Source organism: Desulfogranum marinum, from assembly GCF_016918565.1.
In the GTDB taxonomy this organism is placed as follows: domain Bacteria; phylum Desulfobacterota; class Desulfobulbia; order Desulfobulbales; family Desulfobulbaceae; genus Desulfogranum; species Desulfogranum marinum.
On record NZ_JAFFQD010000041.1, the window covers coordinates 1 to 25,308 of the forward strand.

Annotated in this window: 22 protein-coding genes and 2 tRNA genes; 14 read left to right on the forward strand and 10 right to left on the reverse strand. The window is 47.6% G+C overall.

Annotated features, from left to right (window positions below):
* Nucleotides 1–701: IS256 family transposase (locus JWH17_RS18640; protein ID WP_205224177.1), on the forward strand; the 701-nt coding region annotated here is incomplete at its 5' end.
* 23 nt (nucleotides 702–724) lie between these two features.
* The gene (locus JWH17_RS18645) at nucleotides 725–3,037 is read left to right on the forward strand and encodes a TOTE conflict system archaeo-eukaryotic primase domain-containing protein (protein ID WP_205224178.1); all 2,313 of its coding nucleotides are present in this window, start codon (nucleotides 725–727) and stop codon (nucleotides 3,035–3,037) included.
* Nucleotides 3,038–3,238: 201 nt separating this feature from the next.
* On the opposite strand, the gene JWH17_RS18650 is transcribed toward JWH17_RS18645, so the two are convergent.
* Nucleotides 3,239–3,316, reverse strand: a tRNA-Pro gene (locus tag JWH17_RS18650).
* A 614-nt stretch (nucleotides 3,317–3,930) separates the two neighbouring features.
* Between JWH17_RS18650 and JWH17_RS18655 the strand changes: the two genes are divergently transcribed.
* The 5 genes from JWH17_RS18655 (at nucleotide 3,931) to JWH17_RS18675 (ending at nucleotide 8,830) form a co-directional block, all read left to right on the forward strand.
* Nucleotides 3,931–4,006, forward strand: a tRNA-Asn gene (locus JWH17_RS18655).
* Between the two features lie 589 nt (nucleotides 4,007–4,595).
* Entirely contained in the window at nucleotides 4,596–6,242 is a 1,647-nt protein-coding gene (locus tag JWH17_RS18660; protein WP_205224179.1) for a hydantoinase/oxoprolinase family protein, read from the forward strand.
* Nucleotides 6,243–6,559: 317 nt separating this feature from the next.
* Nucleotides 6,560–7,270 (forward strand): hypothetical protein, encoded by a 711-nt coding sequence (locus JWH17_RS18665; RefSeq protein WP_205224180.1) that lies wholly within the window; start codon nucleotides 6,560–6,562, stop codon nucleotides 7,268–7,270.
* 309 nt (nucleotides 7,271–7,579) lie between these two features.
* Nucleotides 7,580–8,278 (forward strand): cytochrome c biogenesis protein CcdA, encoded by a 699-nt coding sequence (locus JWH17_RS18670; RefSeq protein WP_205224181.1) that lies wholly within the window; start codon nucleotides 7,580–7,582, stop codon nucleotides 8,276–8,278.
* 54 nt (nucleotides 8,279–8,332) lie between these two features.
* Nucleotides 8,333–8,830, forward strand: coding sequence for a TlpA family protein disulfide reductase (locus tag JWH17_RS18675; RefSeq protein WP_205224182.1), 498 nt, complete (start codon nucleotides 8,333–8,335; stop codon nucleotides 8,828–8,830).
* 64 nt (nucleotides 8,831–8,894) lie between these two features.
* On the opposite strand, the gene JWH17_RS18680 is transcribed toward JWH17_RS18675, so the two are convergent.
* The 5 genes from JWH17_RS18680 to JWH17_RS18700 all read right to left on the reverse strand — a co-directional run bounded on the left by JWH17_RS18680 (nucleotide 8,895) and on the right by JWH17_RS18700 (nucleotide 15,741).
* Nucleotides 8,895–9,320 (reverse strand): acyl-CoA thioesterase, encoded by a 426-nt coding sequence (locus JWH17_RS18680; protein ID WP_205224183.1) that lies wholly within the window; start codon nucleotides 9,318–9,320, stop codon nucleotides 8,895–8,897.
* Nucleotides 9,320–10,714, reverse strand: a complete 1,395-nt coding sequence (locus JWH17_RS18685) for a TolC family protein (RefSeq protein ID WP_205224184.1) — start codon at nucleotides 10,712–10,714, stop codon at nucleotides 9,320–9,322. The genes JWH17_RS18680 and JWH17_RS18685 overlap by 1 nt, the downstream gene beginning before the upstream one ends.
* Nucleotides 10,715–10,854: 140 nt before the next feature.
* Nucleotides 10,855–14,055, reverse strand: coding sequence for an efflux RND transporter permease subunit (locus JWH17_RS18690; RefSeq protein ID WP_205224185.1), 3,201 nt, complete (start codon nucleotides 14,053–14,055; stop codon nucleotides 10,855–10,857).
* A complete protein-coding gene (locus JWH17_RS18695; protein WP_205224186.1) occupies nucleotides 14,052–15,242 on the reverse strand; it encodes an efflux RND transporter periplasmic adaptor subunit in 1,191 nt (396 codons plus the stop codon). The genes JWH17_RS18690 and JWH17_RS18695 overlap by 4 nt, the downstream gene beginning before the upstream one ends.
* A complete protein-coding gene (locus JWH17_RS18700) occupies nucleotides 15,232–15,741 on the reverse strand; it encodes a MarR family winged helix-turn-helix transcriptional regulator (RefSeq protein WP_205224187.1) in 510 nt (169 codons plus the stop codon). The genes JWH17_RS18695 and JWH17_RS18700 overlap by 11 nt, the downstream gene beginning before the upstream one ends.
* Before the next feature lie 335 nt (nucleotides 15,742–16,076).
* Here JWH17_RS18700 and JWH17_RS18705 point away from each other — a divergent pair, with 335 nt between their 5' ends.
* Nucleotides 16,077–17,468, forward strand: a complete 1,392-nt coding sequence (locus tag JWH17_RS18705; protein ID WP_205224188.1) for an MATE family efflux transporter — start codon at nucleotides 16,077–16,079, stop codon at nucleotides 17,466–17,468.
* Nucleotides 17,469–17,504: 36 nt separating this feature from the next.
* Here the strand turns inward: JWH17_RS18705 and JWH17_RS18710 are convergent, their stop codons facing one another.
* Nucleotides 17,505–18,377, reverse strand: coding sequence for a methylenetetrahydrofolate reductase (locus tag JWH17_RS18710; protein WP_205224189.1), 873 nt, complete (start codon nucleotides 18,375–18,377; stop codon nucleotides 17,505–17,507).
* A gap of 252 nt (nucleotides 18,378–18,629) precedes the next feature.
* Here JWH17_RS18710 and JWH17_RS18715 point away from each other — a divergent pair, with 252 nt between their 5' ends.
* Nucleotides 18,630–18,800 carry a hypothetical protein gene (locus JWH17_RS18715; RefSeq protein WP_205224190.1) on the forward strand — a complete coding sequence of 57 codons (171 nt, stop codon included), beginning with the start codon at nucleotides 18,630–18,632 and terminating at the stop codon, nucleotides 18,798–18,800.
* 344 nt (nucleotides 18,801–19,144) lie between these two features.
* Here the strand turns inward: JWH17_RS18715 and JWH17_RS18720 are convergent, their stop codons facing one another.
* From JWH17_RS18720 to JWH17_RS18730, 3 genes are all read right to left on the reverse strand, one after another.
* Nucleotides 19,145–19,477: a J domain-containing protein gene (locus JWH17_RS18720; protein ID WP_205224191.1), complete on the reverse strand. Its 333-nt coding sequence runs from the start codon at nucleotides 19,475–19,477 to the stop codon at nucleotides 19,145–19,147.
* 4 nt (nucleotides 19,478–19,481) lie between these two features.
* Nucleotides 19,482–20,090 (reverse strand): glycerol-3-phosphate 1-O-acyltransferase PlsY, encoded by a 609-nt coding sequence (plsY, locus tag JWH17_RS18725; RefSeq protein ID WP_205224192.1) that lies wholly within the window; start codon nucleotides 20,088–20,090, stop codon nucleotides 19,482–19,484.
* 110 nt (nucleotides 20,091–20,200) lie between these two features.
* The gene (locus tag JWH17_RS18730) at nucleotides 20,201–21,070 is read right to left on the reverse strand and encodes a YkgJ family cysteine cluster protein (RefSeq protein ID WP_205224193.1); all 870 of its coding nucleotides are present in this window, start codon (nucleotides 21,068–21,070) and stop codon (nucleotides 20,201–20,203) included.
* A 210-nt stretch (nucleotides 21,071–21,280) separates the two neighbouring features.
* Between JWH17_RS18730 and def the strand changes: the two genes are divergently transcribed.
* From def to JWH17_RS18755, 5 genes are all read left to right on the forward strand, one after another.
* On the forward strand, nucleotides 21,281–21,790 hold the full coding sequence (gene def, locus JWH17_RS18735) for a peptide deformylase (protein WP_205224194.1): 510 nt from the start codon (nucleotides 21,281–21,283) through the stop codon (nucleotides 21,788–21,790).
* Between the two features lie 69 nt (nucleotides 21,791–21,859).
* Nucleotides 21,860–22,801 (forward strand): methionyl-tRNA formyltransferase, encoded by a 942-nt coding sequence (gene fmt, locus JWH17_RS18740; RefSeq protein WP_205224195.1) that lies wholly within the window; start codon nucleotides 21,860–21,862, stop codon nucleotides 22,799–22,801.
* The gene (gene larC, locus JWH17_RS18745; RefSeq protein ID WP_232371187.1) at nucleotides 22,798–23,982 is read left to right on the forward strand and encodes a nickel pincer cofactor biosynthesis protein LarC; all 1,185 of its coding nucleotides are present in this window, start codon (nucleotides 22,798–22,800) and stop codon (nucleotides 23,980–23,982) included. Before fmt ends, larC begins: the two co-directional genes overlap by 4 nt.
* Nucleotides 23,983–24,438: a phosphatidylglycerophosphatase A family protein gene (locus tag JWH17_RS18750; protein WP_205224196.1), complete on the forward strand. Its 456-nt coding sequence runs from the start codon at nucleotides 23,983–23,985 to the stop codon at nucleotides 24,436–24,438. It abuts the gene before it with no gap.
* A gap of 22 nt (nucleotides 24,439–24,460) precedes the next feature.
* Nucleotides 24,461–25,255, forward strand: coding sequence for an amidohydrolase family protein (locus JWH17_RS18755; protein ID WP_205224197.1), 795 nt, complete (start codon nucleotides 24,461–24,463; stop codon nucleotides 25,253–25,255).
* Nucleotides 25,256–25,308 lie beyond the last annotated feature (53 nt).

Consider the following 25,308-nt stretch of genomic DNA (forward strand, 5'->3'; position numbering starts at 1 on the left):
GCATCCTTGTTGTTATTGGTGTCACCGAGCAAGGGAGAAAAGAATTTATTGCCATTGAAGATGGCTTTAGAGAGTCAGAGCAAAGTTGGTCTGAGTTGTTATTGAGGGTGAAAGCTCAGGGGCTGAAACGCGCTCCTAAATTGGCTGTTGGCGACGGTGCAATGGGCTTTTGGAAAGCATTAAGAAAAGTCTACCCCACAACAACTCATCAACGTTGCTGGGTGCACAAGACCGCAAATGTATTGAACAAGCTGCCAAAGAGTATTCAGCCCAAGGTCAAGCAGGCACTTCATGAGATATGGATGGCGCCGACGAAAGAAGAAGCTTATTCGGCCTTTGACATTGCAACGTCAACCTATGAGGCAAAGTACCCGAAAGCAATGGAATGTCTCGAGAAAGATAAAGACGACATGCTGGCGTTTTATGATTTTCCAGCAGCCCATTGGCAGCATATACGGACTTCAAACCCTATTGAGTCGACTTTCGCGACGGTTCGTCTTAGGACTGCAAAAACTCGAGGCTGCGTTGCCAGGCACACAATTTTATCCATGGTTTTTAAGCTCGGCCAAAGTGCTCAAAAAAGGTGGCGAAGGTTGAGAGGTTTTAAACTGCTTGCAGATGTAATACAAGGAGTTCAATTTAAAGATGGGGAGCCTGTGGCTCCAATAGTGAGCGAAGAATCTGACAGAGCTGTCGTTTAGGAATCATTCTTCGAACACCAGACTTGACTATAACTCAAGTAAAAGTTCACCAACCAACATCAACTCCTTCCCAAATCCATTCTCAATCATCTACCGAAAAAAAAATTGCACTGTTCAGGCAACTATTTCGTGGAAGGGAAGATGTTTATCCCAAACGCTGGGAATCAAAGAACAACAATTCTGGATATTCCCCGGTTTGCAGCAATGAATGGAATCCGGCTTATTGTGACAAACCTCGCACAAAATGTAATAAGTGCCAAAACCGTCAGTATGTAGCTGTTACGGACAATGTGATCTATGACCATCTTGCAGGAAAGCAAACTATCGGTGTCTACCCATTATTACCAGGAGATTTGTGCTGGTTTCTTGCTGTTGATTTTGATGGTACAGAATGGGTTGATGATGTTTCAGCATTTTTAGATACGTGTCATTCTCTAAAAGTTCCAGCAGCATTAGAACGCTCCCGGTCTGGTAAAGGAGGACACGTTTGGATTTTCTTCAATGAACCAGTACAAGCATCACTTGCAAGACAACTCGGTAGTGCTATCCTAACAAAAACGATGGAGAGAAGGCACCAGATAGGACTCAAATCCTATGACCGTCTATTTCCTAATCAAGACACAATGCCCAAAGGAGGTTTTGGCAATTTGATTGCTTTACCTCTGCAAAAAGCTCCAAGAGAAAAAGGAAATAGCGTATTCCTTGATGGAGACTTCCAACCATTCCCAGATCAATGGGCGTACCTTTTTTCAATAGAGAAATTCACTCCAGAAAAAATCGAAAAGCTTGTTTCACAAGCAGCAAATGAAAAATCAATTCTTTGTATAAAAGGCAGCACACTTGAAGAAGATAATGCCGAAGACCCATGGACACAGCCACCCTCTGGTGCCCAGAAACTATCTACAGCAAACTATCCAGTACCGAAACAGATCTCAATCGTTCTTGGAGATTTAATTTACTTTGAGAAAGAGGGTTTATCAGCTGGATTACAGAACCAACTGATCCAACTGGCTGCATTTCAAAATCCTGAGTTTTATAAAGCACAGGCAATGAGAAGATCCACTTACAATCTAAGCAGAATTCTATTTTGCTCAGAAGAGTTTCCAAAACATATCGGGCTACCACGAGGCTGTTTTCCAGATGCAGAGAACTTATTCAACAGCCTCGGAGTCGAGATCAAGATAATCGACGAACGTTTCAAAGGGAAACCTTTACGAGTAGGCTTCAAAGGCAAGCTCAGGACACAGCAAAAGCACGCTGTAAAAGAATTACGAAAACATGACATAGGGATACTCAGCGCGGCAACTGCATTTGGCAAGACTGTTGTTGCCGCAAAACTGATTGCTGTGAGAAAGAGAAACACCCTTGTCCTCGTACACCGAAAACAGCTAATGGACCAGTGGAGAGAAAGACTTTCAGTATTTCTAGGAATTGAACCAAAAGAGATTGGCCAACTAAGTGGAAGTAAAAAACATATTACAGGCAAGCTAGACGTTGCTGTCATCCAAAGCTTATGCCGGAAAGGTGTTGTGGACGATATTGTCGCAGAATATGGACACGTAATCGTCGACGAATGTCACCACGTTGCAGCTCTAAGTTTTGAGCAACTGATGAAAAAGGTGAAAGCAAATTACGTCCTAGGGCTAACAGCTACGCCAGTCAGGAAAGATGGCCATCACCCAATCATTATCATGCAATGTGGACCGATCAGATACAGATATAGTAGCAAGGAGGCAACTGCAGACAGTACGTTCAATCATTTTGTAAACATTAAACAAACTGGATTCCATGTCCCATTTGAAAATGAACAACCAGCTCTCTATGAAATTTATCAAAAACTCATTGCCGATAAAACCAGGAATGACTTGATCTGCGAAGATATTCTTGAATCGCTTAAAAGTAACCGCTCTCCCCTGTTACTCACAGAAAGAACTGAGCACCTTCAAATCATAGCGGATCTTTTAGAAGGTAAAGTGAAAAACATCGTCATCCTTAAAGGTGGAATGAGCAAGAAGCAACGAGATTCTGCCTACGAACAACTGAAAAATATCGATAAAGATGATGAGCGTATTATCCTCGCAACTGGCCGTTATATTGGTGAAGGTTTTGATGATGCAAGGCTCGACACCTTGTTTTTAGCTCTCCCTATTTCATGGAAAGGAACGATTCAACAATACGCAGGGCGACTCCACCGTCAGTATGATAGGAAGAAGGAAGTTCGTATTTATGATTACCTGGACGAGTCAATACCAATGCTTGCAAGGATGTATAAAAGAAGACTCAGTGGCTACAAATCTATCGGGTATGAGATTACTGAACCGGGAAACACTACTTGAAAATTAGCTCCCCTGCCCACTAGTCGCGGAGGCAGGAGGTCTCAAACTAATAGGCCCACAAGCAGTATCACCACTTACACGTTGATATTACAGGAAATAATCATCAACACAAAAAACTGGAACAAGCGACACCCTGCCTCGAATTTCCACAAAAAAGAAAAAGCCGAACAGCATGTAACTGTTCGGCTTTTCTTATATAAATGGTCGGGGCGGTAGGATTCGAACCTACGGCCTCCTGCTCCCAAGGCAGGCGCGCTAACCAGGCTGCGCTACGCCCCGACTCGAAGTGCTGTTCACTGAGAGCCCCGCTTATCTACTCTGTTGAGAAAAAGATTGCAAGCATTTTAAGCTAACTTATTTCATTTTTTTGACTGGACTGAATGCAACCTGTAGAAAACATCTCGCTCTTTTTAAAACTGGCCGGCTTGCCCTATTGCCCCACATACGATTTCAGGGTCTCTTTAGCCGGCTCATACACATTTTGCTCAAAATGATTCAACAAATCGAGTCAGCTTTTCACAAATGCTATCTGCAGGGATACAATAAGTGGTTACCGGTGACAATTAAACTGCAGCTCCCCCCGAGGGAAGCCTTGACTTCCCCACCCAGCACTAAGTACTCAGCAGATGACAAAGAGAAAAAGCCCTCCTGCGCTCACCCATTGCCTGTTATGGAAGCGCCCTTAGCGAAAATATCCGGTAAAGCCCTGATAATATGAGATTACCTAAACTTTACAGACATAAATATCCTTTCATTTTCAGGCTAAAGCCAACCTGCACAGAACTAAAAATTGATTTTTATGAATAGCTAAGCATTTTTTCTCTTGACGTTCTCTCTCTGTCGGGATATATACCCCACTCACAATTTGACAGTTCGCAGCATCAAACATTTGTTCCTTGGTAGCTCAGCTGGTAGAGCAGGTGGCTGTTAACCACCTTGTCGGGGGTTCGAGTCCCTCCCAAGGAGCCAATTTTAGCCCGGTCATTTATTGACCGGGCTTTTTTTTTGCTTTTGATTCCGTTCGCAAAATTTCCCCGCCACCGGCAGTCTCATTCCATCCTTCGCTTGCGCATCCACCGTAAGAGTGGTATCAACCGTTCTTTTATGGTAATTGCTCACAGGTCACCCATCTTCGGGTGATCACGATTGTCCGCATAGAGGGGCTATAGCCGGAATTTTCATCAATAAAGTTTTTCGCAGGGCAAGGCACAAGCCGCGTAGCTGTAGTAAACTACCGCAAGTGACTTGTAACGCAGATCCTGCGGAAAAATCTATTGACCCGAAGGGGGAACTTTTTGATTGAAAACGAAAAACAGACTGTTAATTGTACAATTACTCTTTAAACAATAATATCAATTAATTGAGTTTAAGATCAAAAAGTTCATGAGAAATCCGGGATAGCTGCCAATCGCGCTTACCCAAATCTTGGCAACCTGAGAGCAGTTACAGATTTAAAACTAGTGAAACCAGGGATTTACATACCCCGTAAGTTGTCACCTTTTATGTTGAGTAGTAACAAATCATTTTTCAAAGCTTATCAACAACCCCATTTCATACCATGAGTACATACTGTATTGGCATCGACACCGGAGGGACCTTTACCGATGCGGTCCTCCTGGACACGGCAACGGGAAAGGTTGCCCAACAGGCTAAAGAACGCACCACCCATCATGATTTAAGTATTGGCGTTGCCAAAGCGCTTACCAAGCTTTTTGCCGCTGACATTGCGCCGGAATCTGTTACCCAGCTTGCGGTCTCCACTACATTGGCAACCAATGCAGTTGTGGAAGGGCATGGGGCGCGGGTGGCACTGTTTGTCCTGGGCCATGTACGCCATTTTAAACTTCCCATAGTTGCCAACATCTTTCTCAAGGGTGGCCATACAATTACCGGAGAGGAAGACCAGCCCCTTGACATGGAAGAGTTGGTAGACATGCTGCAGGGTTTGCGCAACGAAGTTGACAGCTATGCGGTGTGCGGTGCCATGTCGATTCAAAACCCTACCCATGAGCTTGTAACGGAAAAAGCCATATCACTTGTGGACCCTGGAAAGCCTGTTTTTTGTTCACACCAGGTTTCCACCCACCCTGGAATGCTTGAACGATCTGCAACAGCCTGCCTCCATGCCAAACTTCAGCCGCTGATGGTCAGCTTTCTGTCATCCATCCAGCGAGCAATGCTCGCCCTTGGCCTGGAGTGTCCGGTTACCATTATATGCGGCGACGGGACAGGTGCTTCTCTGGAAAAAACCGTTGCGCGCGCTGCAGTCACCATGGCCAGCGGTCCTGCCGCCACTGCACGATTCGGTGCAGCAAGTGAACATAAAACAGCATTGATCGTTGACATCGGAGGGACAACAACCGACATCTGCCTGGTCAAAGACGGCGCACCAACCATGAGCAAGGAAGGGTGCCGCATAGGGCAATGGCGCACCCATGTTGATGCCGTAGACATGTACACCGCAGCCGGAGGCGGTGATAGTCATATCAAGTGCGACCGCAAAGGAGAGATTTCGCTCCACCCTTACCGGGTACAACCACTGGCAATGACCCCAGACCTGCCTGATCCTAAGCAGTGGCTCAAGACCGGTAAAGATGCCTACCTGGTTCTTCCAGTGGAAACAAACAAGGACCAGCAGCTCGCAGACCCTGTTGTCCAATACTTGGCGGCTAATGGACCTGCCAGCCCCAGTAAGATTGAGATGGCAACAGGCATCCAGGGTATTGCTCTGGAAAAAAAACTTGAACGACTTGCCTATGACCAGCATGTTATTCTCGCTGGGTTTACGCCAACAGATGCTTTGCATGCCATGGGCCTTCTTTCCATCGGTAATGCAGCTGCAAGCCAGGCAGGAGCCAGAGTACTGGCCGCTGAAATGAGTCTGTCACCGGAAGTTTTCTGCAAGCAGTCAGTTACCACAGCCGGCAATGCGATTGAAAAAATAATTCTGACCTATCTGGCGCGCACCACATGGTCCATGGAGCAGGCCGCAGTGCTGCTCAACAAACAAAGTAGCGATTTCTTTTCCATTCACTTTTCGTTGGATCTCCCCATAATAGGCATTGGCGCCGCAGCAAAATATTTTCTTCCTGAAATCGCCAAACGTCTGCACACCACAGTTACTTTTCCTGAACATTTTGAAGTGGGCAACGCCATTGGCGCGGCACTTATAGGAAAAGAACAGGGCCACCCGAATTACTCATGAGCATTTTGCCATTTTTGAAAACACCTCATTTCAAAGTCATGCGTTAAAATGAATAAAGTTCAAAATTAACAAAATGCTCACCAGAGGATTGATACATCCCCCCTGCTTCTGCTCATCTTCCGCAGAAAAAGCAGACAGGGTATAATTTGACGAAAAATTGACAAGTTCCTCTCTTTTTAAACTACCTGCGAATTTTCTTTTTTTAACCATCTAAAATTACAACAGAAAAACAACGACTTCATCTTGGCTCACAATGTGCATGCCCCTGTAGTTCCAACTCTTCACCCTCTTATGTATAAAGACTACAAGGAATGTATATGAAAGCAAGATACGCCCTGCTCACAAGTTGTTTGACGTGTTTGATTTTCTCTCAGGCCAGTGCCGGAGAACAAGGCAACATTGGAGTCGGTGTCAAAGCCGGTACATTAGGGATTGGAGCAGAGGTCGACCTCGGGCTAAACGAAATACTGCACCTTCGGGGCGGTGCCAACTACCTTCAATTTTCTTTTGATTCGACTGTCTCCAACATTGATTATGAAATGGAACCAGAGTTTAAAAATGCTTCTCTGCTTCTGGATGTGTATCCATTTTCTGGCAGTTTTCGTATTACCGGTGGCGTTTTCATCAACAACAACGAGATTGCCCTGACCGGTTCTCCTCGAGAAGAATTCTGGGGAGACAGCACAATTCCCTCAAATTACAGCAGCGTTGTTGATCCCTTAAAAGACTCCATCAAGCTCAATGGCACAGTAGAGTTCAACACCTTTGCCCCTTATGTAGGTATCGGCTGGAACAGCAATGTAGAGCAGGAAAGAGGTTGGGGGGTTTCCTTTGAGATGGGAGTACTTTTTCAAGGCGCACCAACGGTCTCCAGCTTAACGCTAGCAGCAGCACCACCACTTGACGCATACACTGACAATCCAATCATCTTACAGGCCCTTGAGCATGAAAAAAAGGCCATTGAAGAAGATTTAGACTATTTTCAATACTATCCCGTAGCCTCTCTTATGTTTCATTACACTTTCTAAACGGCTTGAATACATCAAGCCCCCGGTCAACCCTGCCATATAAACAGGGGCAACAGGATATCCTCAGCTTGCCCCTGTTACATCAAAACTAACATTACCAGACAGTTGGATAGCCGAACTCCAATAACTTCCACCTAAAACTCCTTTACTCAGCCCATTAGCCGCACCTCTATTGCCGTTCTACCCTTTACATTCACTTGCAACAGATTATTGTGGAATGATTATCATTAATGCTAAGGAAATCAAAACACAACCCTGTCTCAAAAGACCATTCCCATACAGTCAATATCCTTACCTACGAATAGAGCCATGGAACATTTTTTAAGTCAACTTGAAACAACGCTCCAGACATCACTGCTACTCTCCATTGGCATAGCCTACCTGGGCGGGTTACTGGCAAGCCTCACCCCCTGTATCTATCCAATGATCCCCATTACTGCCGGAGTGGTCGGCCATTCAAATATCGGTGGATCGAGAGCCAGAGGTTTTTTACTGTCAGTTACCTATGTTTTCGGCATGGCAATCACCTACGCCGGATTGGGAATTTTTGCTGCTGCAACCGGCCGTTTTTTCGGGACAGTAAACAGCCACCCGCTGACCTTTCTCCTGGTGGGCAATATTATCCTCCTTTTCGGCCTCGGCATGCTCGATGTCTTTACCATGCCCTACTTCAGCCATAACATTACCGCCAAGACCAAGGGTTTTTTCGGCGTGTTTTTTGCGGGTATTTTATCGGCATTTGTTGCAGGTCCATGCACAGCTCCAGTTCTGGGGGTACTACTTGCTTACGTGGCAACCACTCAAAACATTTTAACTGGTGGCCTGCTGCTCTTTATTTTTTCTTTTGGCATGGGGACAATACTCATTGGAGTCGGTACCTTTTCCAGCATACTGGCAGCCATTCCGAAATCAGGCTCATGGATGGCCACAATTAAAAAAGCCATGGGCTTTATCATGATTGCCCTGGCTGAATATTTTTTCATAAAAGCTGGAATGCTTTTTATTTGATGCCTATCATTTTGTTTCATCTACCACCAACTACTAGGAAACGAGGATAACTCCATGCGCAGAAGTCGTGTTCTTATTTTTCTTTTCGCTTTTCTTGTCATTTCCCCTGCCTTTGCTTCAGCAATACAACTGGGAGAAAAGCTTCAACCGTTCAAGCAAAAAGACTTGAACGGCAATGTTATCGACATGAGTACAATCATTGGCAAAAAGCCGGTGATGCTTGTTTTCTGGGCTTCCTGGTGCCCTAACTGCAAAGTAGAGGCGCCAAAAATTAACCAGCTGGTAGAAAAATATAAAAAACAGGGAATGGAGTTTATCGGCATCAACATCGCCGTCAACGATTCGATCAAGAGGGCGCGCTCGTTTGTGAAAAAAACAGACATGGCATACCCGACAGTTTTTGACGCAAACAATGCAATTACCCAGCAATATATGGTTCGCGGAGTGCCAACTATTCTGGTTGCGGACAGCAACGGCAGGGTGCAGTTCAGAAATTACGGTGCGCCCGATATAACAGAGGCAAACTTCAAACGATTGATGGGGAAAGAGTAGACTAAACGATCTGCGCCAGGTTTACCCCCCGGCGCAGAGCACGAACACTCATGAAAAAAGGAGCTTATGGCTCATCTTCTTCACTGACCATCTTATAGACTTGCTGCACTTCAGGAGGAATGGAACGGGGACGGCCGCTTGCTATATCGCAGAAAATAAAAAGCGTCTCAGCCCTGGCAATAACTGTATCATCGGCAGGCCGGTAAAACTTAAATTTACGAAGCGACCTGAATTTTTTAATTTGGTTAACCCAGGTGTAGACGATTAATGTATCTCCGGCATAACTCGAGTGCAGATATTCTATGGAATGAGAACGTATAATCCAAGTCGCACCGTATTCCACATATCGCTCATAAGGCCATCCCAAGGATGCAGAATGGGCCATTGCCGCATCCTGCATCCATTGTATATAGTGAACATTGTTGACATGCCCATTGGCGTCAATGGCCGATTGGTCAACAACCAGTTCTGAGGACCCGATGGCAGCCATTACTCTTGTCCGTTTTCCATAACTAACCCTGTAAGATTACGACCAGTTGCCGAATCCAAACGCTGCAAGGCTCGGTGGTAGCCGACCAAAGCCTGTGCCAGTCGTCCGTAGGTGGTGCTCAGATCCCGTTGCGCCTCATTAAGCCGTACCAAGGAGGCTTCCCCTGCCTCATATTCATTTTTTGCCAGATCACGATTTTCTTCGACTAAACCAACTGTTTCCCGCTGTAGCCGGACCTGCTCCTGAGCGGCTTCGAGCAGGGCAATGTCCTGGCGGATTTCAGAAGCGACCTGATTCCGTAAATTAAGCAGAGCGTAACGGGCTTCTCTTTTTGCCTGTTTCGCTTCAGCCAGGCGAGCCTTGTCTGCTCCTCCGGCAAAAAGGTTCCAGGCGATATTGACTGAAACGCTATTGCCAAAATCATCACCGGTAACGCTTACATCACCCTGCCTGGCGCCATTCACCGCACCAGCAAGCTGAACGGTCGGGTAAAAAGGCGCTTCAGCAAGACCGGTGCCTGCTTCGGCCTGTTTAACATTCAATTCTTGGCGACGTACGTCTGGACGAGCAACAAGCGCTTCTTGAAGAAGTTGTTCAACATTTTCCTCAAAATTTTCAGTGACAAATTCACGGTCCAAGGCTTCTAACCGCACATGGGCTGGAAAGGCGGCGTCAGGTATACCCAGCAAAGCCGCCAAGCCGTATCCTGCCGCTTCAAACTCTCGCTGATTCAGCATCAGGTTCGTTTCAGCAGAGTTCAACTGCACTTTAATATTCAGCACATCACCCCAGGGACCGGCACCGACATCGTATCGGTTCTGCGCATCTTCCAATTGTCGTGTGTAAAAGGCTTTATCTGCCTTGGCAATATCAACATTTGTCTGAGCAAGCTGGGCATTCAAAAAAGCCTCTGCAACTGATACCACCAACAGCCTTTGCGAATTGAGCAATCCGGAGATGTTTGCTTCTTCATCGTAGCGAGCCTTTTTTTCGTTAAAATTACGAAAAAAACCATCAAACAGGAGCCAGGTTGCCTGGAGACCAGTACTAAAATTGTCATTTGTTCTATCAGCGGTGGCTCCATACAATGAGGCTAACGCCTGACTAGTCTCGTATGCGCTGTCTGAAAGCCTTTCTTTCTGACCAACAGCGGTCAGATCGACACTTGGCCACCATGCGGCAACAGCCTGATTCACCCTGGCTCTAGCCTGCTCAATCCTTGCCTGGGCAGAGACCATATCCGGGTTGCCTGCAAGCGCTATTTCCTGGGCAGTACGCAAATTCAACACTTCAATCCTGGATAAATCCGGGACTTCCACCTGCTCTTCTGTTGCCTGGGCCTTCATGCCGACAAGCGACAGGCAACAGGCAACTACCAGTATATATTTTTTCATTTATTCCTCCTGATTACCAACTCTCCTGGTTGAGGATGCCACCCCACGCAGGGATTAAGAATCATCTGTCCATACCATGAGCACCCTTCAAGTCCAAGACTTTTCAAAAGCAACACATGACATAAAAACTAATAACAACATCAATTCATTACCATTCTATCTTCCCTTCTCAATGCAGCAGGCTCTACCTCTTCACGCTTCGGCCAGCTACCGGTTTTCACCCTTCTCACCCCTCTGCGCATATCATTGACAATGACCAACAAGCTCGGAATCAGCACCAGGGTAAGAATGGTAGCAAACATAACCCCTGCTGCCAGGGACAGCGCCATGGGAATAAGAAATCTTGCCTGCATATCAGTTTCCATGATCAGGGGAGCCAAGCCACCCACCGTGGAAACCGTGGTCAGAAAAATCGCCCGAAATCTTCTTCGCCCAGCCTGTTTAACAGCCTCTAGAAAAGGCATACCTTCGGCGACATTTTCATTCACCCTCTCGATAAGCACAATCGCATCATTGACCACCACCCCGGTCAGAGCAACCATTCCGAAAATAGACATTATAGAAAGATCGTAGCCCAGAGCAAGATGTCCAAGCACTGCCCCGATAATCCCGAAAGGTATGGTAAAAAGAATCACCATCGGCTGAATATACGAACGAAAGATGGTGGCAATGATGACAAAAATACCTATGATTGCCAATGGAAAGGTGACCCTGAGACTGTCAAACGACTCACGTTGATTTTTTTTCGCCCCCTGTAAAGATATCTTTACGCCTGGGTGCTCTTCCATAAGCCGGGGAAAATATCCTTTATCCAGTTCGGCAAAAATTTCATTGGCATTGGCCCTTTTCGCATCCACTTCCGCAGTGACTGCCACTCTTCGCAGCCCATCCGTGCGCGTAATGGTTGAATACCCAGCGGCCTTTTCCAGGTCAGCCACCGACAATAGCGGCACTTCTTTCCCACCGGGCGTTCTGATCCGCATCGCTTCAAAACCGGCAAGGGTACTGCGCTCATCCTTTGTGTACCGCACCTTCACGCGAATATCATCCTGACCGCGTTGCAGCCTGAAGGCCTCTTTACCAAAAAAGGATGCATTGACCTGCTCGGCCAAGTCATTGACGGTCAGGCCTAGCGTCCGGGCCTGGGGTTTGAGCTGGAGGCGCAGCTCGTTCTTTCCCGGGCTGAAATCGGAGCGCACCTGAAAAACGCCGTCAAAAGTGCTGAGCTCCTGCTGCAGATTGTCTGCAGCATCATTGATTTCTGCCATATCATGCCCCTGAAGCCATACTTCAATCTCCGCTCCAGCCGGTCCTGCAGACAACCCTTCAAAGGTCAGTGACTTTACTCCCGGAATCGCACCTATTGCCTGCTCCCACTTCACCATCAGATCGTTGGAATGAACCCCACGGTATTCGGACCCAAGGAGCAGGACCTGGACTGAACCAAGATTAGGTCCAACTCTGCCCATGGTATTGCTCAACGTCTGCCCGACCAGGGAAAGACGTTTTTTTATCATCGGCTCGCCAGTCAGTGTCGGTGTCGTATCAGCCACCTCTACAAACGCAGTCTCGATCCGTTCCAGTGCATTTAGTGTTACTCCTGGAGGCGTCCCATCAGGGAATTCAACAGTGGAAGTAATGACAAATCCATCAATTTTAGGAAACACTTGAAATTTCACCAACCCTGCCTGAACCAGCCCCAAGGTAAGCAGCAAAATGGACAAGGCTGTTGCCAACGAGACATAGCGCCAGCGCAGTATATGATCGAGCAATCGCATATATTTGCCGTCGACAAACCGCTCCATCCCCCTTTGCATGAACTGTTGAAAGCCTACAAGCCCTCTTGATACAGGATTTTTATATCTTTTGGGCCGGCTCATATCCGGCAAATGACTCAGGTGCGCCGGTAGTAGAAAAAGACACTCCAGCAGAGATATCAACAGGCAGGAGATAACCACTGCCGGCAAAATAGCTATAAACTTCCCCATAACACCGCCAACCTGGGAAAGTGGAAAAAAGGCAATCACACTGGTGAGAATGGCAGCAATAACCGGCATGCCGACTTCGTCCACTCCATCTACCGCAGCACGGAGGGGTGGTTTGCCTTGCAGGCGATGCACATAGATCGCCTCTCCTACTACTATCGCGTCATCGACCACAATCCCCAGCACCATAATGAAACCGAACAGGGAAATCATGTTGATGGATTCACCAATCATCCACAGCACAAAAAAACCACCGGCAAGGGAGATGGGAATACCAAGCCCTCCCCAAAAAGAAAGCCGCAGATCCAGGTAGAGCCAAAGCAGAAAAAAGACCAACGCCATCCCGATAATGCCGTTTCTGGCCAGCAGGTTCACCCTGGCTCTGAGAATTTCGGTATTATCATAAAATTCCACCATTGATATCCCGGGCGGCAGCATCTGTTGCTTGGTGGCAACATAGTCGGCTACCGTATTGGAGATCTTCAGGGAATCCTCTTCCGTTGTTTTAAAAACCATCACAAAAACCGACGGAATCCCGTCGATAAGCGCTTGAACAGGATCCTCGGTAAACCCGTCATTAATTTCCGCCAGCCGGCCCAATCGAACAAGTTCGCCATTTTCCCCGGTTAAAATAACGATCTCAGCAAGCTCTTCGCCGGTATATTTACGCCCTACGGTTCTTACCCGTATTTCCTCGCCCTGGGTCCGTATTGTTCCCCCATGGAGATTAAGGCTGGAACGGCGTATAGCATCAGCTACTTGCGCAAAATTCAATCCATATTGCTGGAGCCGATGTTCGGCAAGCTCAATGGAAATTTCAAAATCCCTGGAACCAAACACCTCTACCTGGGAAATACCGGGCAGTGCCTTGACCTCGTCCTTGACCTCGTCGGCCCACTGTTTGAGCTGTTTTTCAGTCACGTTGCCGGAAAGCGCCAGCATGGTCACCGACTCGCGCATTAGGACTTCAGTAATAACCGGCTGTTCTGCATCCAAGGGAAAGGTAGAAATTGCATCCACTTTTGACTTTACGTCATTAAGCACCTTGAGCACGTCATATCCGCCCTGAACCTCGAGAGATGCAGCGGCCATATTTTCCGAGGATTTAGTGGTAAACTGCTTAATCCCTTCAACCGACTCCAATGCCTCCTCAATTTTTATGCTGATCCCCTCTTCAACCTCTTCAGGGTCGGCCCCGGGATAGGCAACATCAATCGAAATCAGATCCAGGGAAAACTGAGGAAAGGACTCGCGAAGCATATTGGCCCCTGCCAAACCGCCGGCTATAAAAATCATGATCAACGCAATGTTGGCGAAAACCGTATTTCCCGCAAAAGCGGCAAGCACCTTCCTCATGGGGTCTTTCCAGAAACAGAGATGTTGACAAGTGAATGCTCCAGGGGATTTTCCAAGCGGGTAATAATTACGGTATCCCCTGGATTAAGCCCGCCACTGATGTATGCGTTGTGGCCTTCCATCCGTAAAACCGTAACCGGAGAGGTCCGGAGACGTTCTTCTACCACCGTATACACAGTATGCTCATTGGTCACCGCCTGCCGCGGCAGGATATATACCCCCTCAAGAATCTTTCCCGGCACCTCCACCTTACAGAACATGCCTTCTGTTAAAGGAAATGGGGCACTGCTGTTTGGCTGTAGCCTGACAGCCACCACCAGGGTTCGTGTTTGCTTATCAAAACGCACAATTCGATCAAGCCAACCTTTGCCGCTAAGGCTTTCATTTTCGGTCCAGGTAATCCGGCAAGGTACGCTTTCCGGTCGGCCGAACCAATTGACCGGCCCGCCACTGGTCTTTGCCTGCAGCTCTAGCCAGTTGGCAGCCTCCCTGCTGTCTAAAGCGACCTGTACCTCCAGAGTACTGTCATCAACAATGGTTACAAGTTGCTTGCCGGCGGTGACATATTCATCTTTTTCCACACTGACCTCTACAATCCGACAGTCAAACGGAGCGCGAATGACACACCGCTTACGACGTAATTCTGCAAAATCACGGTCCTTCTCTATCTGACGCATCTGGTTGACAATAGAGTTTACCGCCGCTTCTGCCTGCTCCAGACTTGGCAGGGTACCTACTTTATTTTTGCGATAAAGCTGGGTTAATCTTTTCAGTTCATTTTCAGCAAGGGTAAGGTCCCCCCTCAGTGTCTTTAGCCTGGAGAGTGCTGTTTCGTAATCAAGTTGAAAATCCTGCTCATCGAGATTGATCAGTACAGTGCCCTTGGCAATGGTCCTCCCTGCTTCCAGTTGCTCATGAGTGGAAACCACCCTCCCCGCCACCTCAGATGAAAGCACCACCTTGGTTGTTGCTGTTATCTCCCCGAATCCCCCCAGCATTACACGCCTGTCTGTTGGCTGGGCCTTCATCACCTCTACAGCCAGGGCACGTTCTTTGACGGGTTTCATCTGCGGCGGCTGTTTCAGCTTTTTTAAAACGAAAAACCCGCCGCTCCCTGCACCGAGAACAAGCAAGACAACCAACAGACGAATAAAGATAGATGGTGAACGCTCCTCTTTATTGCTCACGAAATTCTCCTTTGGTTTTCTCTGAGTACTCCCCGTTTTGCACGGGTTGCAGAACTTGCTCGACTTTGGTCAGCACTTCTTCCCATTTTTGGGCAATTTCAGGACCAACATCCTCCAACAACTGAGTAAACACATGCAGCACTTTTTCTTCCATGGCATCCAAACATGCCTTTTCATCAGGGCTCACCCGAATAACGACTTTGCGCCGATCCTGTTTTGACCGATCTCTGGTCAGAAGACTACGATCAACCAGCTTATCGACCATAACAGAGACCGAAGGAGGAGAAACATTTAACTTTTCTGCAAGCTCTTTTACCGTGATCTCACCTTGATGACGAACGGTCATCAGCAATTTAAACTGGGAAACAGATAACTCTAACGGCCCTCCGCCGCCCTCGGTTTCAGTTTCCAAACGGGCAAAGGTGGAAAAGATGTGATGCTGCACCATCTTCCCAACCTTGAATATGTACCTTGCCTGCTCCTGGGATTCTCTTTGCACTGTTTGCGACCTCTGCTTGCTTAATAAATATAATAATTAGAATGTCTAATTATTAATCAGGCAAATAATTGTCAACTGTTTTTTAATAGTGTCCAGCAGTAATAAAACATCTTCGCTCCTTCCTTTCAGTGGTACTGCCAAGGTATTAGGCTTGACTTTTGCGTTCCCATTTGTTCAGAACATTCGTTTTCCTTCATTCATCCAAGGCGAACTCTACCCCGGAGTCCTCATCAACACTTTGCCATCTTTGAATTAAGTTTTATTTTCAGGATGATACAGTGAAAGCAAACGAGATATAAAGGGAACAGAATGTTCACCAAGGGCTAAAAACAATCATGAAAATTAAAAATCTCCACCTCCTTGAAGGCCTTTGCCAATTACGCCTGACAGGCCCTATCATTCTTGCCCAACTTTCGCAAACAGCAATGGGATTTGTCGACACCATCATGGCGGGCAGGGTGAGCCCTGTTGATCTGGCAGCAGTGGCGGTCGGAGCTTCCATTTTTACACCACTGTTTCTTTTTATGGTTGGTCTGCTTTCTGCTGTTATGCCGCTTGTTGCCCAAGCGCATGGCAGAAGCGATGCAAAGGGGATGCGCACCGCAATGCAGCAAGGGCTGCTTACCGGTGTAATTACAGGGATAGTATTAATGTTCCTGCTCATGTCTATTTCACCTTTTCTGATATGGATGGATGTGGATGCTGCTGTCATCCCCCTCACCGAAAAATACCTCTTTGCCGTTTCCCTGGGATTTCCCATAACCGGCCTTTTCCTGGCATTGAGAAATGGGAGCGACGGCTTTTCCAAGCCACGACTTTCCATGTTTGCTGGGTTTGTAGGGTTGACGGTAAACGTGATTGCCAACTACATATTCATCTATGGGAAATTCGGCATACCTGCCATGGGCGGGGTCGGGTGCGGCTGGGCAACCTCCCTTTCCATGCTCGCCATGTTTATTGCCATGGCCTTCATGTTGAGCAAAAACCGCAGCACAGCTTCCCTGGGCCTCTTTAACCACCTTGCCCCGCGCTTGATACGAACCATCCACATACTTCTTTTTCTCGGCCTCCCCATAGGGCTCTCTCTGTTTGTGGAATGCTCAATTTTTGCTGTCATTGCCTTACTTATCTCAAGGCTTGGAGCAGAGATCGTTGCTGCCCATCAGGTGGCACTTAATTTTACCTCTCTGCTTTTTATGGTGCCATACAGCCTTTCCATGGCACTCACTGTACGAGTCGGCTTTACAATTGGCAGACAACAAAACAGACGGCTGGCCAGGGTAGTGAAAAGCGGCCTGACAATTGCCCTTTGTTGTGCGATCATCACCTGTCTGTTTATTATCACCTCGGCAAAATATATTGCCGCAATGTATACACCGGATCCAGACGTCCAGGCATTGGCAGCATCCCTGATGATTTTTGCCGCCTTTTTTCAACTACCCGACGCCATTCAGATTAACTGCGCAGGAGCCTTGCGAGGCTTCAAGGATACCAAAATTCCTATGGTACTAATGGTGGTGGCGTACTGGGGTATAGGGTTGCCGGTAGGATATATGTTGGGTTTAGGGGAGCTGGGTGGCAGGGAACAGGGCCCTGAGGGATTCTGGATCGGCCTGATCTGCGGCCTTACGGCATCTGCCTTTTTCCTGAGCAGACGCCTCCATAAGCTGTTAGTAGAAAAAACTGCCCTGATGCAGCAAAATGGCTCTGCGCAGAAAGTACAGTAGGGACGGAAATCAAAAGGGAAAAATATACAGGGTTGATTAATATAAACCGTCCATAACCTCCAGACACATGTCGGCCTTATTGAGTGTGTAAAGATGAACACCGGGTGCGCCACCTTCCAGGAGTTCTTTTACCTGCTGCCTGGCATAGGCGACTCCTATTTTATAAACAGCTGCATTGCCGCCTTCATCGTTTGCCTTCATCAAGGCATTCACAAGCTGTCCAGGAACTCGGGCATTACAGAGCTGAAGAATAAACCTGAGAGACCCCATATTGCGTATGGGCAGTACTCCTGGAACAACAGGCACGTTGATTCCTCGATGCCGAAGGCGCTCCACATAATCAAAATAGACCCTGTTATCAAAATAGAGCTGGGTAATAATAAAATCCGCACCACTGCTCACTTTCTTCTCCATTACATCAAGATCCCCGGCAATGGAGGGCGATTCCACATGCGCCTCTGGAAAACCTGCTACTCCAATCCCCAGTTGCGGGCAACGCTTACGGACATATGCTACTAAATCAGAGGCATGGGGAAAGGTTGAAAAAAGCTCTTTATCTGTACCTGAAAAATCTCCGGGCCGATCTCCCCGCAGTGCCAGCACATTATCGATACCCATTGGTGCCAGAGCTTGTAGAAAACCATCAATCTTCTTCTCATCTGCTGCAACACCGGTAAGGTGCGGCATCACTTCAACCCCGCATTCCTCAATCAGCTTTTTACAAATTTCCAGGGTATTATCCTGTGTCGAGCCACCGGCACCATAGGTGACAGAGACAAACGACGGATTCAAGGCCTTTAATTTAGTTGCAATGTCCAGAAATACAGGCCACTCACTTTGTAATTTTGGGGGAAAAAACTCTAAAGAAACACGAGGTTCAGAGTTCTTAATTATCTCGGGAATACGCATAATGACTCCAAATAATATTATCCTGCCGACACACCTGTGTCGCATACAACATAGCTCAACAAAAAAAACAACATATGAACAACCCCCATCGATTTTGTCAAGCAAGGTAGAAAAGGACTGCCTATCCAAAAAGCAACAGCTTGTATTTTTTTTCAAAAAAAACGGAAAAAGAATTTACAAATGTATCAAAAGTTCTTATGAAACGTGTCTAATATATTTAACGTAATAGAGGAAAGGTTAGGAAAAGAGATTGTGACACAGCAACAAGCAATCAAAATACTTATGCTCAGCCCCTGCTATTGGCTGCTGAGCCCTGCTGCTCGCAAAGAGCTGGTGCTTGAGTATTGTGCTGAGTATGATGCTGTTGCAGCTAACCTTTCCAAAGCAAAAAAAGAGAGCGAGAATAACACCAAAAAATTGTAGTCGATTGTAACCCAGCGATTATTCTCCTGGTCGATACCACACCTCGTACCCTCCATTCTTGTAACTCTTCAGCGAAGATCTAAAATCTCTCAATCTACCCCGAGCTGTAACTGTTCAGCAGTGCTCCAAATGTTCACAAGCTGACCGATTAACAGATAAGCCCCGACTTCGATACATTGATATGCTGGGCGGGCAAATCGTGGTGAGTTGGGGTGCTGCTGAATAGTTACCCATTTTGTCCAGACTCTTTTTGCTCACTGCCTTTTCCGGCTCACTCTCGAGCTCCCTTTTCCCCTTGCTACCATATTTCACACGCAATGGAACGATGACAGTCAGCTTCGGCATTATTTACGCCTGCGGCCCCCGGTCCCCCACAGCGGGTCTTCTCCAAAACGCTCCTGCCACCATTCCTCAGGATCATATTGGTCGACCTCGGCCCTGCCGGGAGAAGTCAAAGGAAATCGGTACTCCGCACAATATTGCATGAGTTGCTCATAGGCTGCGGTGAGCTGATACATTTTGTCTGCATCACCTTGCCCCGTGCCATCGACACTGTCGGGATGATATTTTTTCGATAATCGATGATAGGCACGTTTAATTTCCGCCAACGTGGCCTCATCGCCAAGGCCGAGAATATCTCTGGCCCGTTCAATCGTCGCCCACTTGCTTCGGCTCATATGCTTATTCGCTCTTTTTCTTCCAACTCTTCTCTGCACCGGAAAGCAAACGACCTATATTCTGATAATGCTTTCCCCAAATAAGGACAACGATAAAACCAGCTAACAAGATCTTCCAGGTGGATGCTCCCAAAAGCAGCAACAGGCCGACAATCGCAGCGGAACCGAGCAAAGAGCCCAAAGATACAAAACCGGAAAAATAAACTGCTGCAACAAAAATCAGCAGACAGCCAAGAATTGCAATCGGAGATAGAAAAAGAAAAACGCCCAGTGCTGTGGCGACCCCTTTCCCTCCTTTAAAGCCCAAATAGATGGGAAACATATGGCCGACTACAGTTGCAGCACCGCAGAGGGCAACAACCAAATGAGCGTTGGCCTTCCCTTCCATGAGCAGAGTTGCGATAAAAATTGGCAGGAACCCCTTTAAAACGTCACCGCAAAGGGCTATTACACCCATTTTTTTGCCAAGCAAACGTGTTACATTGGTAGCACCGATATTTTTACTTCCCTGCTCACGAATATTAATACCGCTGCCGCGAGATACCAATAAACCGAAAGGTATGGCACCAATGCAATAGGACAAGACAATATATAGTATTTCAACAAAACTCATGATAGTTTTTTTCTATAAAATTTGGATCAAAAAACTTGATGACCTGTAAGCAATTACAGGTGTTAGGTATACTAAATCAAAGAGGTATCACCCCCTTGAGTAGTTACGCTTCAGCCTTTATTACGCTTGATCACCAAATTGAGTTCACAGGCCGCAGCATAGGCCGCAATTTCTTCCTGCAACACCTCCACATACGGACAATCTATAATTGCCAGCAACGTCCTGCGCAACCGTTGAGCAATGATCTCCCCATCTTCACCGGTAACAGGTTCCAAAATATAGGAAAATATTTGTGGCCTTCGACAGACCTTCGGTCGATCGATATACACCGTGCATCGACCGGTTTGCGATTCAAGATTGGGACAACTACTCATTTTCGGCAGGATAAGGCTCCACCCCTTTTGCCAATGGACAAGCGCTGAAGTTGTACGTGCAAAGAAATCTGTCCCCTCAACCTGGAGAGGAGGTTCATCCATGGCATTACATTGCTTTGCAGCAACTGTTTCAATCTTCTCCACTGCAAACAAATCAACTTCGCTCTCGCGCAGCGGGATCTCAAAAAAAGCCTGTTCCATATCCCGGTCAGGACCAACGCAGCACAGCGTGCACCCACATGGCCCGCAGAGTGCGCTGTTAATCGCCTCGAGCTCCATGGTCAGGATCTTCTGATCGACCAAGGCTGTCCTAGCGGTTGTCAGGTCTACCTCTTCACCGTTCTCTGTAATTACCGGCCACGATGGCTCAGCCCCCTGTTGTAGTGCCAACAGCGTCTCCAACTGCTCAAGATAGGGTTTGAGCAGTTCTGCCGGTTGGTCATAACGGGCATACGCAGTTTCAATAGGGTCAGGCAGTTGTTCTACTATCTCGGCAACAGTTGCAAAATCTCCGGTCAGCAGAAAAAACTCTACCATTGAGACCAGTGGCAGCACTGGTTGTTTCAGTAATTCCAGCCCTTGTTTCAAATTTTCTTTTTGTACCATACATTCTCTCATCTGCTTTCAAAAGGGCTCAAACCCTACACAATTATAACCAGGAAGACAAGCGGCTGCCCCTGCCATCCTTTCCATTGCTTCTCTTGGCTTTACAGCGCCGGGGAAAATGGTTACATATAAGACACGATGGCAATATATACACCTGTTTTTCTCCAAAAAACTAAAGCAGTAACGTAGAAATTCTTCCCCCACAATCCAATGGCACTCCTAGAAATTATTACTTATCCCCACCCTGTACTCCGCGAAGAAGCAAAAGAAATCACCGTGTTTGACGATGAGTTGAAAAAACTTGTCCAGGATATGAGCGAAACCATGTACGATGCGCCAGGCGTCGGGTTGGCGGCTAATCAGGTTGGCGTAGCGCAGCAGGTTGCACTTGTTGATCGCTCGGAAATCCCTGACGAAAAAAAATTCTTAGTCCTTGTCAACCCTGTTATCTCCGATGGTGAAGGCACTATTGTCGATGAAGAGGGTTGCCTGAGCGTGCTTGAATGCCAGGCAAAAGTAAAACGATTCCAAAAAATTCATGTCACAGCCAAAGACATCGACGGTAATCCCTTAGAATTTGATGCTGAAGACCGATTCGCACGCATCATCCAACATGAAGTGGATCATTTACGTGGCACCCTTTTTATAGATAGGCTCTCTTCCCTCAAGCGCACCCTGTACAAGAAAAAGCTGAGAAAAATCCTTCATCAGCAGGCATAAGGCAAGCGTCTCTACTGGCTGCATATGCTGTAAACAAGCTTCTCTCCATCTTTACCTATCCACTATTTTATGACCTCCCCTTTACGCATACTTTTTATGGGCACCCCTGATTTTGCGGTCCCTTCCCTGCAGGCTTTGCTCGACGGTCCGGATCAGGTCGTTGCCGTTGTCTGTCAACCGGACAAAAAAAAAGGGAGAGGCCGAAAATTGCAGCCGCCTCCTGTCAAGGTTACAGCAACAGAGGCAGGCCTGTTTGTACTGCAGCCGGACAACATCAAGACTGATGTATTTTTCAAACAGGTTGAAGAAATCGCGCCAGACCTGATTGTTGTTGTCGCCTATGGCAAAATCCTTCCCGCATCACTGTTGCGCTTGCCCCCCATGGGAGCTATCAACGTCCATGGGTCACTGCTGCCGAAGTACCGGGGCGCTGCCCCCATTCAGTGGGCTGTACTCAACGGCGAAAAAGAAAGCGGTGTGACCATCATGCAGCTGGATGAGGGAATGGATACAGGTGATATTCTTTACCCGGTCGCCATTCCTATTGAAAAAGACGACACCGCAGGCACCCTGTTTGATAAGCTTGCCCATCTTGGTGGCCGGACACTTGCCAAGGCGGTCGAGCTGATGAAGCTGGGGCAACTGTCACCAATTCCTCAAGATAACACTAAAGCCTCCCATGCCCCTATGCTGAGCAAAGCACAAGGACATATTGATTGGCAGCAAACAGCGGAAAGTATTCACTGCATCATCCGTGGACTCGACCCCTGGCCGTCTGCCTACGGCTTTTTAAACGACAAACGATTCCGTTTCTTCGCACCGGAGCTGGTGGCAAAAAGTGCCACCGAGGCTCCTGGAACGGTCTGCCAGGCTGATGCCCAGGGACTGCTCATTGCCACAGGCAGCGATTATCTCCGTATCCGTGAAATCCAACCGGAAGGAAAAAAACGGATGAGCGTCCAGGCCTGTCTTTGCGGGACCACTATTGTACCTGGCGACCTGTTCACATGATGAAGCGCATTTACCTCGACTGTTTCTCCGGTGTCAGCGGCAACATGTTACTTGGTGCCCTGCTTGACGCAGGTGTCCCGCAAAAGCTACTCCAAGACACCCTGCAACAGCTCAACATAAAGGGATTTGAGCTCAATATTGAGCACCTCCAAATCCAAGGTTTTGCTGCATGTCGTGTGAAAGTCACCACCGATGAACACCATCCTCACCGGCACCTTGCTGATATTAACTCGATTCTGGAAGCCTCCAGCCTGGAACCAGCGATATCAAAAAAGGCAAAGGCAGTGTTTCATCGTCTGGCAGAAGCAGAGGCGGCAGTCCATGGAACCACAGTTGAAACCATTCATTTTCATGAAGTTGGAGCAGTGGACGCTTTGGTGGACATCGTTGGCGCGGTAGCCGGTTTTTATTTTCTGGGTCCGGCGGAGATTACCTGCTCTCCATTACCCATGCCCGGAGGTTGGGTACAGTGCGCGCATGGCGAAATACCTCTGCCCGCACCGGCAGTATGCAAGCTGCTCAAAGACGTACCCGTGTACGGTGAATCTCTGCAACAGGAATTGGTCACTCCCACCGGCGCAGCTCTGGTAACGGAACTGGCAGCAGACTTTGGCCAAATGCCGGCTATGATCCTCCAAAAAACCGCCTATGGTGCCGGAACCATGCAGCGGGCAGATTCCCGCCCCAACCTGTTGCGAATCCAGGTTGGTGAAGCCTTGGACGTTATGGAGTCGCAGCAGGTTGATATCCTTGATACCCATATTGACGACTGGAACCCTGAACTGTGGCCCCATACCAGTCAGCTGCTGATGGATGCAGGTGCCCTTGATGTCTGCCTGATCCCCATACAGATGAAAAAAGGCCGACCCGGCTTTCTTGTGCGGGTGGTCTGCTCCCCTGCCGACACGCTTCAGCTGAAAAACTGTCTGTTCACGGAAACCAGCACCATCGGCATTCGTTGTCGCCGAGAAAGCCGATCAACCCTGATGCGGGAGCCGGTCACCGTGGATACGCCCTGGGGCCCATTAAAGGCTAAAAAGATTCATCGACCCTCTGGGGTGGAAATCTCTCCTGAGTACGAAGCATGTCTGCTGGTGGCCCGACAACATGGCATCGCTTTGCAAACGGTGTATACTGCTGTACGGGACTGCCGGCTCAACTCTTTTTTGACGGACAAGTAAATGGATAAAGTGTTCATGTTTATCGCCACAGGGGCCTACAGCGGATACTTGCCCAAAGCGCCTGGAACATGGGGGTCTGCGGTTGGTGTTTTTGTATGGCTGCTGTTCTATCGGCTGCCGCTGCCCACCTATTTACTTGGCGTTGCCATTTTATTTGTTCTTGGTGTTATTTCTGCCGGAGCAGCCGAAAAGATTGTCGACCATGGCGACCCCGGCCTGGTTGTGATTGATGAAATTGTAGGCCAGCTGATTGCCTTGGCTACCATCCCGTTCCAACCAATACCGATCCTCCTTGCCTTTATTCTATTCCGTATTTTTGATATACTTAAACCCTTTCCGGTAGGTTGGTTTGACAGTCATATCCATGGTGGGTTAGGCATCATGCTCGATGATGTCTTTGCCGGACTGTATGCACTCGTTATTCTCAAATTCGGTCTTTATTTTTTCGGGAATTGATCAAAATGGGTAAAATGCAGCCATGACAAAAATCATCGATTTTCATACCCACGCATTTCCTGATGCCATTGCTGCCGGCGCCATCGCCTCTCTGGAAAAAAGCGGCAATATCAAGGCATTTCTTAACGGTACCATTGCCAATCTGCTCCAAGCCATGGATCAGGCAGAGATCGAGACGTCGGTTATCTGCTCCATAGCCACTCGTCCCCAGCAGTTCCAGCCTATTTTGGATTGGTCTCTGGCCATACGATCCCCACGGATTATCCCCTTTCCTTCAATCCATCCTGCTGATCCGGAAATCCAATCGCGACTACAGCAGATCCATGAACTTGGCTTTAAAGGAATCAAGCTGCACCCCTATTATCAGGATTTTTTTCTCGATGACCAGGCATTGACTCCACTTTACCAACAGGCAGCGGAACTAAGGCTGCTGGTAGTGGTCCACACCGGTTACGATATCGCCTACCCCAGAATCAGAAGAGCCGATCCACAACGCATCCTCAATGTCATTCGCCAATTCCCTACTTTACAGCTTGTCACCACCCATTTAGGTGGTTGGGAAGAATGGGACGACGTCAATGCCAAGCTGATCGGCAAACCAATATATATGGAGATTTCCTTTGCCCTTGATTTTCTGGAGCAGGATTACATCAAAAAGATGCTCCTTTCCCATCCACAGGAATACATCCTTTTCGGCTCGGATTCACCATGGGCTGACCAGCAAACCAGCTTAAACATGCTCAGAAAGCTCAATCTCCCACCGGAGGTTTTCTCTGCAATCACCAGAGAAAATGGGGCCAGACTTCTGGACCTGTAAAAAAATAGAAAAAAGGAATTTCCTGGCGACAACAAGAAGAAACACAGGACGAA